Raw genomic sequence first — 12,946 nt, forward strand, 5'->3', positions numbered from 1 at the left:
TGTAGCGCTGGGCTGTTTCTTCAAATAGCTGATGAACCGTTTTGTCTGTCGGAACAGGCAGCGCTTTGCCCTTCCATGCCTCAAGAAGCGTTTGTTTTTCTGTTTCAGTGACGAGTGACAGGCTGGAAAGCGGCTGATTTGGATTGCTGGTGACTGCATCTAGAAGCTGCATCCAGTATTGCTTCCATCGTTCAATCGTTTCAGGCTTAAACAGCGCTGTATTGTACTCGAGTACAAACGTAAGCCCGCCATCGGTTTCGTCAGCCGTCAGTGTGATGTCAAACTTAGCCGTTTTCCGTTCAAACGGATGCGGCTCAAGCTGAATCCCTTTCATCGTTAAATCCTTGATATTCGCATTTTGCATTGAAAATACGGCATCGAATAATGGGTTTCTGCTTATGTCACGCTGAACCTGTATGTTCCCGATCAGGTCCTCAAGCGGGTAATCCTGCGCTTCAAAAGCGCTGAGTGCTGTTTCTTTCACTTCGCGAAGGTAGTCAGTAAATATCTTTTCACCCTGCGGATATGTGCGCAGCGCCAATGTATTGACAAACATTCCGATCACGCGGCTGACGTCCGCTTGAGATCGTCCGGCTACAGGTGAACCGACGATGATATCGTCTTGCCCGCTTAGTCTTGATAAAAACGCACTGTATGAAGCAAAAAGCACCATGTACAGTGTGGAATCCGTTTCTTTTGCAAGTCTGCGCAGCGCATCAGCTTTGCCTGCTTCTAATGTAAATGCAATGCGGTCTCCCTCAAACGTTTGAACCGCAGGCCTGCTATAGTCAGTCGGAAGTGTCAGCACCGGCAGATCTCCTTCCAGCTCCTTCAGCCAATGCTCCTCTTGCTTCCTGTAAAGCTCAGACTGAATGAACTGCTGCTGCCACACGGCATAATCCTTATATTGAATACGCAGCGGCTCAAGGGTTTCTCCGTCGTACAGCTTCGAAAGCTCCTCAATCAGCACACCGACAGACGTACCGTCAGAAATAATATGGTGCATATCGAATAGCAGCACATGCTCAGTGTTTGAATGCTTGATCAGACCCATTCTGAATAGCGGAAGCCGATCGACATGGAAAGGTCTGATAAACTCAGATACGATCCGCTCCGTCTCTTCTTCTGCAGCTTCGAAATAGGCCAACTCACACTCAGCTTCCTCCCAGATCCGCTGCACCGTTTCTCCATCTTTCATTTCAAATGTGGTTCTAAAGGCTTCATGTCGCTGCATTAACTGCTGCATGACGCTGTTCAGCCTTTCAACATCAAGCTCACCCGTAAGGCGCAGAACCGCCGGCATGTTATAGCTTGTTTGCGCTCCCTCAAGCTTCTCGAGTACATACATCCGTTTTTGCGGTGAAGAAACAGGGTACGTTTCTTGTTTCTTTGCCGGACTGATGCTGATGGCTGCCCCTTTTTCAGCAGAGGCAATCACCTGCGCCAAGCCTTCAACCGTCGGTGACTGGAAGAGATCTTTAAGTGACAGCTCAACCCCCAGTTCCCGATGAACCAAGGCAAGCATCTTCATACCTGCTAATGAATGTCCGCCGATGTCAAAGAAGTGGTCATAAACGCCGACTTGTTCAGCCTGAAGCACCCTCGCCCAAATGTCTGCGAGTTTTTGTTCCGTTTCATTACGAGGCGCAATATATGAAACACCTCTTGAGACGCTGGCATCAGGAAGCGGGAGCGCTCTCCGGTCGATTTTTCCGTTTCCGGTCAGCGGCAGCTCGTCCATTTGGATAAACACTGCTGGAACCATGTAAGCTGGCAGATCCTTCGCCGCATGCTCTCTTAACTCTTGAGATGACATTTCGCCTTCTCCGACAAAGTACGCGCAGAGCAGCTTGTCTCCCGCTCCTTGATCAACAGCAAGCACGACAGTTTCCTGCACACGGTCATGGGTTTGCAGCTGATGTTCGATTTCTCCAAGCTCAATACGCTGTCCGCGGATTTTCACCTGATGGTCGATCCGCCCGATAAATTCGATGTCGCCATTCGGCAGCCATCTGGCAAGGTCACCCGTTTTATACATGCATTCGCCGGATGTAAACGGATGCGGAACGAACTTCTCCTCAGTCAGCTCCGGACGGTTGTAATAGCCTTTCACGAGTCCTTCGCCGCTGACGCAAAGCTCTCCGGCGATCCCGGCAGGCTGCACATGTCCAGCCCGGTCAAGGATGTACACTTCCGTATTGCTGACTGGTTTTCCAATCGGAACAGACAGCGTGTGCTCATCTAATTCATCAACTGGATGATACGTCGCGAAAACCGTGCTTTCAGACGGTCCGTACATGTGAAGGAGCTTGCCCTTTCCGACCATTTGCAAAGCTTTTCTTACATGTTCAACCGAAGCCCGCTCCCCGCCAAACATAATTTTGCGAAGCGTTGACAAGCACGCCGGATTCAAGTCCACAAGCAGGTGGAACAAAGCGGTTGTAATCATGAGAATGCTGATGTTCTCCCGTTCAATGACGCGGGACAGGCGAGCCATATCCAAGACGGTTTCTTTCGGTATCAGCACAAGCTTGGCGCCGTTTAACAATGAACCGAACATATCAAACATAAACGCGTCAAACACGTAATTGGAAAGTCCGAGAATTGTATCCTGTTCAGTAATGCTGAGATAATTCGTTTCTTTCACCGTGCGCAGAATATTGGCATGTGTCACGATATTACCCTTTGGCGTTCCTGTCGTTCCGGACGTATACGTCAGGTTGGCCATCGCCGCAGAATCAAGAGGCAGCGCGAGGTTTTGCGCATCGGCATGGTAGCTTTCTTCCTCATCCGCAAGCACAATCACACCGCTGAATTCGGCTTCCTCGGCTAAAGCCTTTAATTTTTTCTGAGTGAGAAGCACGTTCGCTCCGCTGTCGCGGAAGAAATGCTGCATCCGCTGAATCGGATGTTCCGGATCAATCGGAACATAGGCCGAACCTGTTTTTAATACCGCGAGGATCGACACAATCATGTCCATTGACCGTTCGCATAAGACAGCCGCTGTTCTTCCTTCTCCCGCTCCAAGTGAAAGAATGCCGCGCGCTAACCGATTGGCACGCTCATTCAGCTCACGATAAGTGAGTGATTCGCCTTCATATTGAAGTGCTGGATGGTCTGGCGTTCTCGCCGCCTGCTCCTCAAACAGCTGAACAATCGTTTTGTCTTTCGGATAAGATGTTCTTTCCGGGTTAAACCGCTGAATTTGCGAAGCAACCCCCTCTTCAGAAAGAAGCTTGTACTCAGAAATCAGTTTCTCAGGCTCAGCCGCAGCATCCTCAAGCAGCCGCGCAAAATGGTTGAGCAGCCTGTCAGCAGTGCTTTGCTTAAACAGCTTCGTGCTGTAGTCCAAATCGAGCTCAATGCCCTCAACGGTTTCTCTCGCCTGCACCGTCAAATCAAACTTTGCAATCTTGAAGTTGGTCTCGTGAACAGACAAGGTCAGATCACCGACAGACGGAATGCCTGCTGTCGCGTTTTGAAGACTGAACATCGTGTCAAACAGCGGATGTCTGCTTACATCACGCGGAATGCTCAAATCTTCAACAAGCCACTCAAACGGGTAGTTCTGATGAGAAAAGGCATCCAGCACCTGTTTGCGGACACGCGTGATCAATTTGGTAAACGTCTCGTCCTGCCTCACTTCACTGCGAATCGCGAGCGTATTGACGAACATCCCGACAATGCCCTCTGTATCGGAGTGGTTTCTGCCCGCTGACGGCGTCCCGACAATGATGTCATCCTGTCCCGTATACTTTGACAAAAGCGTATAGTAAGCAGACAGCATCACCATATACAGCGTGGCGCCGTTTTGTTCAGCCAAACGCTGTAAACGATCCTTTAATCCCGCATCCAGCTTGATTGACACCCGGTCTCCTTCAAAGCTTTGAACAGGCGGTCTCGGATAATCAGACAGAAGCTGAAGCACCGGAAGCTCGCCCGCAAAGGCTTCCTTCCAATACGCCCGTTCCTTCTGGTAACCTTCAGCAGCCTGGCCGCTTTGCCACACGGCATAATCCTTATACTGAAGGCGCAGCTCAGGAAGCTGTTCACCTTTATATAAACGGGCTAACTCCTCCAAGATAATGCCGATGGACACACCGTCAGAAATCAAATGGTGCATGTCAAACAGCAGCATATGACGGCTCTCTTCAAGCTTCATCAAGCCGATTCTGAACAGCGGCGCTTTCGCCAAGTCAAATTTCCGGACAAATGATGTCATAACCGACTCATCGGAGCGGCCGCCTTTTTCAATGATCTCGATATTGAAATCGACGCTGTCATGGATTTTCTGTCTCGGCGTGCTGTTTTCAAGAACAAATGACGTTCTCAAAGATTCGTGGCGGCGGATTAACCCTTGAAATGCGCGCTCCAGCTTTTGAATCTCTAAAGGTCCTTCCAAAATCGCTGCCGCCGGCATGTTGTAGCCGACTCCCGCATCTTCGAACTGGCTGACGATATATGTTCGCTGCTGCGCCAGCGAAAGCGGGTAATGCCCTTGTTTTTCAGCAGGTTCAATCGCTGCAAATGCCCGGCTTTCTCTGTGGTCGGCTTCCTCTGCAAGTGCGGCAATCGTCGGATGCTCAAACAAATATTGAAGCGGAATGTCAGCGCCTGTTTCCTTATGAATCTTTGTTAAAAGCGTCATCGCCTTCAATGAATGCCCGCCTGTTTCAAAGAAATTGTCATAGATTCCTGCCTTCTCAACATTCAGCACGTCCTGCCAAATGGCTGCGATTGCTTTTTCTGTCTCATTGCGCGGCGCCGTATAGGCCGTTCCGCTGACCGCCTTCACCTCCAGCGCAAACAGCTTGCGGCGGTCGACTTTACCGCTTGGCGTGAGCGGAATTTCTGTGATTTCTGTAAAGTAAGCCGGCACCATATAGTCAGGAAGCTGTCTGGCAGCATGCTCCCGCAGGCTGGCCGGAGCAAATTCACTGTCTGGCTTCTGCACAACATATGCGCAAACCTCAAGGTTCCCCTGTTCGTCAGGGCGTGCCAAAACAACGGCTTTCGCCACGTCTGGCGCCTGCTGAATCACGGCTTCAATTTCGCCAAGCTCAATCCGGTATCCGCGGACTTTAACCTGGTCATCCTCTCTTCCTAAATATTCGATTGTTCCATCCGGCAGCCAGCGCACCACATCTCCAGTACGGTACATGCGGTCGCCTGGCACGAACGGATCTTGTAAAAACTTCTCAGCCGTCAATTCAGGCAAATGCAAATAGCCTCGGCCGACACCGTCGCCGGCGATATAAAGCTCGCCCGCCACGCCTTCCGGCTGCAGCCGGCCTTTTTGATCCAAAATATATAAGCGGTTATTCCCCAGTGCTTTCCCGATTGGCACATACGCTGATTGAACAGCACTCTCCGGGATAACGGGATGAACAGACGCGTCCACACATGTTTCAGTCGGTCCGTACACATTCGTCAAACGCGGCGCTGTGCCTGCTTCCTTAAACAGGTTCAGCAGCTTGTCCGCAACAACAGACGATAAGCCCTCTCCTCCGATCAGCATGTGCTTCAGCTTGAGGCCTTCAAAATCGTCCGCAGCGATCAGCATTTGCAGATGGGCCGGTGTACCGTCCGTCGCTTCAATGCTGTGCTTGCGATAATACGCAGCAAGGGCGGATCCGTTTGTCACTGTTGTCTTCGGTACGATATAAAGGGTTTGCCCCAAAAGGAGCGACGCGAAAATCTGCTTCACTGACGCATCAAAGTGGAACGGCGCAAGCAATGCCATCCGCAATGTCTGGCTGCCGCTTTGGTAAATCGTCCGCTGCAAAGATTCAACTAAATGATGAACCTGGCGATGCTCGATCATCACGCCTTTCGGACGTCCGGTCGTTCCCGATGTGTAAATAATGTAGGCAAGGTTTCGGGCGTTCATATCTGCATGTAAGCTTTCAGCTGCACCTTCCGAAATGGCCCGATCAAAATCAATCAGCTCAGCATTAGCTTTAGGAGCCTCAACCTTCGATTCAGTCAGGATAAAGTCCGCACCGCAGTCATCCAAAATATATTGAATGCGCTCCGCCGGAAATCCGGGATCAATCGGCACATAGGCCCCGCCGGCTTTTAAAATCCCCATGATAGACGGAATCATACGTTCAGAGCGCTCAAGCAGAACCGCGACAGGACGGTCCGGGCCGACACCTTTCTGTTTCAGCACATTGGCGATGCGAGCAGATTGTTCATGTAACGTTCGATAGGACAATGTCCGGCCTTCAAATACAACTGCCGGATGATCAGAAAGCCGTTCAGCCTGTTCTTGGAACAGCTCAGGAATCGTCATATCCTTGCGATAGCTCACAGATTCACCGACGGCTCTCGCAAGCAGCTTCTCTTTCTCCGCTTCAGAAATCAGCGTTAATTCATCAATTGCATGGTCTGGATGCGATAACGCGTTCTCCAGCATCGTAATCATGCGCTCACAAACAATTTTGATTTCGTCACGTGAAAATAAATCAGTGCGGTAATCAAAATCAATGGTGAGGCTTCCGGTATCCCATCGATCCTTTACATGAATTGAGACATCATTTAATCCGCTGCCGCTGAAAATCGGCTCAGTCAAAAAAGCAAGTTCCTCTTCTTTCTGCCACTGCATCACCTGATATTCAAGAGATACCGTAAACAGCTTGGTCAAAGAACGCTTTGTTTCACGCAAATCGTTGATCAGAAGGTTATACGGGTACTTTTGATGGCGAAGCGTCTTCATGAGATCCTTCATACGGTCTTTGACAAAATCTAAAAACGCCTGCCCGCCATCAATGTTTGTCCGAAGCGGAACAGTGGAAACAAACATGCCAAGCATCTGCTTCTCTTTCGCATTCGTCCGGTTGCCCATAAAGGTTCCCGTCACAACATCATTCTGGCCGCTGACTCTGTACAAATAGGCGGCAAGCACCGATTGAAACACCGAAAGAACACTGACCTTGTTTGTTTCACAAAAGGATAGAAGCTGCTGATGAAGCGCTTCAGGCACATCCTTAGAAAACCTCGCAGCATCCAAGCTTCCTCCCGCAGAAGCATTCCGTTTCAGGGAAACAAGTTCCGGCACCGATTCGAATTGCTTGTTCCAAAACGCTTTGTCCTTTTCAAATCGCTTCGATTGAGCATAGTCCTGTTCAGATAAAACATGATCGATAAATGAGTGCGAGATGCCTGCCTTTGTTTCTGAAGCACCGGCTAATTCTAAGTAAATATGCATAATGGCATTTCCGAGAATATTCATGGAAATTCCATCAGAAATCACGTGGTGGACATTCACGTAATACCACACTTCATTTTCTTGTAAAGTGAACAAAGAAAAACGGAACAAATCACAATCATAAAGCGGCAAAGGTTTTCTCGTTTCCTCCCGGCCCCATTGTGAAATAGTTTCTCTCGCATTCGGATCTTCAGTGGTGTCTGTATGTTTTATATCAACAGGCCGATACTCGCTTATATATTGAACGGGCTCTCCGTTTTCATCGAGCCGCAAACGAAGGCGCATGGCATCATTTCTGCGGATAAACTCTTGAATCGCCCGTTCGACAAGCGTCCGGTCAACTCTTTCAGCTGAAACCAGCTTACCAATCCCCGCGAGATTCGAAATGCTCGTCTGAGGATAAAATTTTTCTGTATACCAAATTCGTTTTTGTGCATCCGTTAAAGGGTAAAAAGTCATTTCCATATTTGTCATACCTCCCCTGATCTTCAATAAGCAGTGAACATGTGCAGCTTATTTTTCTTTTCTTGTTCAAATAAGCTTTTGATCCTTATGAACTAACATCCAAGAAAGCCCAAAGCACTACGCTAAAAAAACAGTACAGCCAACAAAAAAACAAAATGCCGCTATCTAAACGGCTGCCACCAATCATCATTGCGGCGTTTAACACAAGCGAACAAAGACCGCAACAGCCTCGCACCAGTTGAAAACAGTTTTGGCTATTTATTCATGGTTTTCAATATTTTTTTACATTACTACCGTTCACTTTAAATGAAAAAAATGTTTTTATCACCGAAAAATAGGTGAAAAGTTCCATGCGGGATACCGAAAGATTCCATTTTATTTACTGGGATATTTTTGCGGGATACCGCAACAATTTCCACTAAACATTATTTACAGAAAAATTAAAAAATAAAATCAGATGATCCCATTTATCCCGCTTTATTATTGAATGCCCTTTACAATCTTTACATGGCATCTGTTTACCGCGCAAAAACCGAAAATCACGCAAAAAAAAATAAGACACTCTTATGCTAGAGTGCCTTACAACGATTCCTTAATGACATTTTTATCGATATCAATCAATTCCATATACCCTTTCCCCCACTCATACATGGCATCAAGAATAGGCATCAGGCTCTCTCCTTGCGGGGTCAAGGAATATTCAACCTTCGGCGGGACAACCGGATACACTTCCCTGTGAACGATCAAATCCTGCTCAAGCTCTCTCAGCTGATTCACGAGGATCTTCTGCGTAATATCAGGAATCAAAGCTTTTAATTCATTGAACCGTTTTGTACCTTCTTTTCCCAAATGCCACAATATGAGCATTTTCCATTTACCGCCGATCACCGCAAGCGTTAATTCCTTCTCACAATTAAACCTTTTATCGTCCATCCGGCTCAAAAGAACCCCCCCTTGGTATACTTTTTGTATGTTACATGCATATCATCACTTACTTACTTTTTCGCAGACTCTTTTTATTATACTCACTCCTAAAACCAAGCGAAAGAAATCTGATTGCCTCTCCTCACAGTATCCTCCAAGTAACTATTTGACTTCAAAGTGCCTACTATTCATGAAAAGAGGGAACCTATAGAATGAAAAGTAATTCGAAAAAGGGAGTGGATCAACAATGGAATTACAGCTAGCATTAGACCTCGTCAACATCCCGGAAGCCATCGAGCTCGTCAAAGAAGTGGAACAATACATCGATGTGGTTGAGATCGGAACACCGGTTGTCATTAATGAAGGCCTTAGAGCCGTTAAAGAAATAAAAGAAGCATTTCCGCAATTGAAGGTTCTGGCAGACCTGAAAATCATGGATGCCGGCGGATACGAAATCATGAAAGCGTCGGAAGCTGGCGCTGACATCATCACTGTTTTAGGGGCTACAGACGACGCAACAATTAAAGGCGCTGTTGAAGAAGCCAAAAAACAAAAGAAGAAAATTTTAGTGGACATGATCAACGTGAAAGATATTGAATCCCGCGCGAAAGAAATTGACGCACTCGGTGTTGACTACATCTGCGTCCACACTGGCTATGATCTTCAAGCAGAGGGCAAAAACTCTTTCGAAGAATTAACGACAATCAAAAATGCCGTAAAAAACGCAAAAACTGCAATTGCGGGCGGAATCAAACTTGATACACTGCCAGAAGTGATCAAACAACATCCTGACCTTGTCATTGTCGGGGGCGGAATCACAAGCGCAGCAGACAAAGCAGAAACAGCTTCAAAAATGAAACAGCTGATTGCCCAAGGATAATTCAGATGAAAACGACTGAATACGTAACGGAAATTCTCAATGAGTTACACCGTTCAGCGGCTTATATTTCTGATAAAGAGGCTGACCAGCTTGCCGATCACATTCTTTCATCCAATCAAATTTTCACTGCGGGCGCGGGTCGTTCCGGCCTGATGGCAAAATCCTTCGCGATGAGATTGATGCATATGGGCTTCAACGCCCATATCGTCGGTGAGATTCTCACTCCGCCGCTCCGAGAAGGAGACCTCGTCATTATCGGCTCAGGATCAGGAGAAACAAAGAACCTGATCCATACAGCGGCAAAAGCAAAAAGCTTACATGGAATTGTTGCCGCTTTAACCATCAATCCGGATTCAAGCATTGGAGCACAAGCGGATCTCATCGTCAAAATGCCTGGCTCTCCTAAAGACCAGTCAAACGGAAGCGATAAAACCATCCAGCCAATGGGATCATTATTCGAGCAGACTTTGCTGCTATTCTACGATGCAGTGATTTTAAAACTCATGGAGAGAAAAGGGCTCGATTCCGGAACCATGTTCACACACCACGCAAACCTTGAATAGCTTCACACAACCGGCCTGATTTTCAGGCCGGTTTTAATATTTTCTAAAATAAAACTTCAAACCCAAAAACCCGATAAGTAATATGATCTGCAAACTATAAAAAGGAGGAATTATGTTGATAAAACAATTAAAGCTTAAACTAGGAACAAAAATTCTATTCCTGGTTTTCGCGATTATTCTATTGTTTTCTGCATCAGTCGGCACTGTAATGCTTAAGGAAATTACAGAAAGCATGAAACAAATGGCTACTGAAAAAGCGAAAGGAGATCTCGCTTTAAGCAGCACTTATATTGATGATGTTATTCCAGGTGACTGGCAGATAAAAGACAATAAGCTATATAAAGGACAGACACAAATCAACGATAATGAAGACATTGTTGATCTGCTAGGCAAAAAAACAGGTGATACCGTAACCATTTTCCAAGAGGATACACGAGTTTCAACCAATGTCATGAAGAACGGCGAAAGAGCTGTCGGCACCCAGGCTTCTCCTGAAGTTACTGACGCTGTTTTAAAGAACGGAAAAACATTCAACGGACAAGCAGACGTGGCAGGTTCTTCTTATCAGACTGCATACATGCCTTTAAAAGATAAAAACGGGGACATCATAGGGATGCTGTATACCGGAGCCAATCAAAGCATTTTGGCATCGCTTACGCACTCACTCTTCACTCAATTCGCTGTTGTTCTTGTTATTGTCATTATTGTATCAGTCATTCTTGTCCTGCTTTTCACCAGAAGAATCAATAAGCGGCTGGACGCTTTAAAATGCGCTTTCGAAAGTGCCGGAAGCGGAGATATGACAATAGAGGTGTCAGACAAGTCCGGTGACGAACTATCAGAACTCAGCGTCTATTACAATAAGATGAGAATAAAACTGAACGATACCATTCAAACCGTACAGCAATCAGCCCTTCAGCTTGCGTCAGCCTCTCAGCAGCTATCAGCGGGAGCAGAGGAGACAAATCAAGCTTCAGAAAAGATTACAGAAGCTGTACAGCAGATTGCAAATGGAGCCCAGCAGCAGATCGCTAGAATTGAAAACAGTGAAAGCTCATTAAAGAAAACTTCAGCAGACATCCGGGATATATCTTCTAATACTGCTGCTATTGCTGACAAAGGACAGCTTGCACAATCAAAAGCCGACATTGGGCAAAAGGAAATTTCAGATGTACAGTCACAAATGGATGCCATTCACGATTCGATCCAGAAAAGCGGAGAAATCATACAGCAGCTGGATGGCCGTTCTAAACAAATTGAACAAATCTTATCCGTTATCACCCAAATTGCCGATCAGACGAACCTGCTTGCGCTGAATGCAGCGATTGAAGCTGCAAGAGCCGGTGAACACGGCAAAGGCTTTGCTGTTGTTGCCGATGAAGTACGTAAATTAGCGGAAGAATCTCAACGGTCAGCGGGACAGATTTCAAAACTGATCACAGAAATACAAACGGATATGAACCAATCTGCAAGATCTATTGAGCATGTGAAAACAGAAGCTGAGGAAGGTGTCAGCATGATCCAGCGCACCAGAGATGCATTTAAGGAAATCACAGCCGCAACAGGTGAAATCAGCGTCGAGATCAGTGATCTATCAGCATCTGTATCAAACATTTCAGAAAGTGCACATCACATCAACGAATCCTTTGCAGCCAATACAGCTGATATTAAAGAATCTACAGAAAATACCCGGCAAGCTGCAGCATTAACAGAGGAACAATTTGCCGCAATGGAAGAGATTACTGCTGCTTCTGAAACGCTGTCTCAATTAGCCGAGGAGCTTACCGGTATCATAAACCAATTTAAAATAATTGATCAATCCGAAAACAGCCGATGACCTATTATCATTATTGTAAATTGGCAACGTTATTTTACTGAAAACTAATATTTCGACCTGCAAAAATTACGATTTCATCAATAAATTGATAGTAAAACATAAAATTTTAACCTTTACACCAAACGCTTTCTGGATTACTCTTGGGTCAGTTTTAAAGTTGCTACAAGCGGGAGGTGAACATCACGATGGACATCATAAAAACGATACTTCTCGTCATCGTCGTCATAGCAGCTGCTGCTGTTGGCCTGATAAAAGGAGACTTTTTCCCAGCTGATCAAAAAACGTCTCAAACGAAATATGATGAAACAATTGCCTTCCCTTCTGACCGTTATCCTGAAACGGCCAAACATATTAAGGATGCGATAAACGAAGGGCACTCAGATGTGTGCACTATCGACAGAGACGGAGCTGAGAAACACCGCGAGCAATCATTAAAAGACGTACCGCCCAAAACGGGGTATGACAGAGATGAATGGCCAATGGCCATGTGCAAAGAAGGCGGCGAAGGGGCTTCTGTAGAATATATTTCTCCCGCCGACAACCGCGGTGCAGGCTCTTGGGTCGGGCATCAGCTTACAGATTATCCAGACGGCACAAAGGTTTTATTCACCATTCAGTAAATAGTTAATAGAGGAGGAGCAGCACATTGATCAAGTCATGGAAGCCGCAAGAACTATCGATTTCTTATCATCAATTTACTGTATTTCAAAAGGATTCAGCACCTCCTGTAATGGATTGGACTGACGAAGCGATTGAAAAAGGATATGCTGCGGCGGACGGAGCGATTTCGTTTGAAGCACAAAGAAATACAAAGGCCTTTATTCTTTTGCGCCTGAACAGTTCAGAAACTGTAACCTCCTTCGAAAAAAAGGTGACTGTTCCTTTTCATGTCACAGAAAACGGAATTGAAATTGAAAGCATTATGTCTAAAAGGCTGTCCTTTGATCTTCCTAAAGGAAACTATCAATTGACATGCTGGACTGTGCCGGCTGAAGTGTCAGACCTTCACGCAGACACTTATATTATTGATGCTGTTTCTGTGTAATGAAAAAGCCCTGAGAGAATAA

The 12,946-nt window shown here is 46.4% G+C and carries 7 protein-coding genes; 5 read left to right on the top strand and 2 right to left on the bottom strand.

The features are described 5' to 3' along the window. Both srfAA and hxlR read right to left on the bottom strand, forming a co-directional pair. A partial coding sequence (gene srfAA, locus V756_RS0115665; RefSeq protein WP_024715481.1) for a surfactin non-ribosomal peptide synthetase SrfAA occupies positions 1 to 7,675 on the bottom strand: 7,675 nt, incomplete at its 3' end. A gap of 579 nt (positions 7,676 to 8,254) precedes the next feature. Next, positions 8,255 to 8,617, bottom strand: a complete 363-nt coding sequence (gene hxlR / locus V756_RS0115670) for a transcriptional activator HxlR (protein ID WP_024715482.1) — start codon at positions 8,615 to 8,617, stop codon at positions 8,255 to 8,257. A gap of 229 nt (positions 8,618 to 8,846) precedes the next feature. On the opposite strand from hxlR, the gene hxlA reads away from it, so the two are divergent. From hxlA to nin, 5 genes are all read left to right on the top strand, one after another. After that, a complete protein-coding gene (gene hxlA, locus V756_RS0115675) occupies positions 8,847 to 9,479 on the top strand; it encodes a 3-hexulose-6-phosphate synthase (protein WP_024715483.1) in 633 nt (210 codons plus the stop codon). A 5-nt stretch (positions 9,480 to 9,484) separates the two neighbouring features. Further along, the gene (gene hxlB / locus V756_RS0115680) at positions 9,485 to 10,042 is read left to right on the top strand and encodes a 6-phospho-3-hexuloisomerase (RefSeq protein ID WP_024715484.1); all 558 of its coding nucleotides are present in this window, start codon (positions 9,485 to 9,487) and stop codon (positions 10,040 to 10,042) included. Between the two features lie 112 nt (positions 10,043 to 10,154). Further along, positions 10,155 to 11,879: a methyl-accepting chemotaxis protein TlpC gene (gene tlpC, locus V756_RS0115685; RefSeq protein WP_024715485.1), complete on the top strand. Its 1,725-nt coding sequence runs from the start codon at positions 10,155 to 10,157 to the stop codon at positions 11,877 to 11,879. Between the two features lie 173 nt (positions 11,880 to 12,052). After that, positions 12,053 to 12,499 (top strand): DNA-entry nuclease, encoded by a 447-nt coding sequence (nucA, locus tag V756_RS0115690; protein ID WP_142675228.1) that lies wholly within the window; start codon positions 12,053 to 12,055, stop codon positions 12,497 to 12,499. 26 nt (positions 12,500 to 12,525) lie between these two features. Next, positions 12,526 to 12,924, top strand: a complete 399-nt coding sequence (nin, locus tag V756_RS0115695; RefSeq protein WP_024715487.1) for a DNA-entry nuclease inhibitor — start codon at positions 12,526 to 12,528, stop codon at positions 12,922 to 12,924. Positions 12,925 to 12,946 lie beyond the last annotated feature (22 nt).

It is taken from the genome of Bacillus tequilensis KCTC 13622 (assembly GCF_000507145.1).
GTDB lineage: Bacteria > Bacillota > Bacilli > Bacillales > Bacillaceae > Bacillus > Bacillus tequilensis.

Excerpts from the sequence above, each read along its gene's own strand:
- hxlA (WP_024715483.1), top strand. The coding sequence starts at position 8,847 with ATGGAATTACAGCTAGCATTAGACCTCGTCAACATCCCGGAAGCCATC.
- hxlB (WP_024715484.1), top strand. The coding sequence starts at position 9,485 with ATGAAAACGACTGAATACGTAACGGAAATTCTCAATGAGTTACACCGT.
- tlpC (WP_024715485.1), top strand. The coding sequence starts at position 10,155 with ATGTTGATAAAACAATTAAAGCTTAAACTAGGAACAAAAATTCTATTC.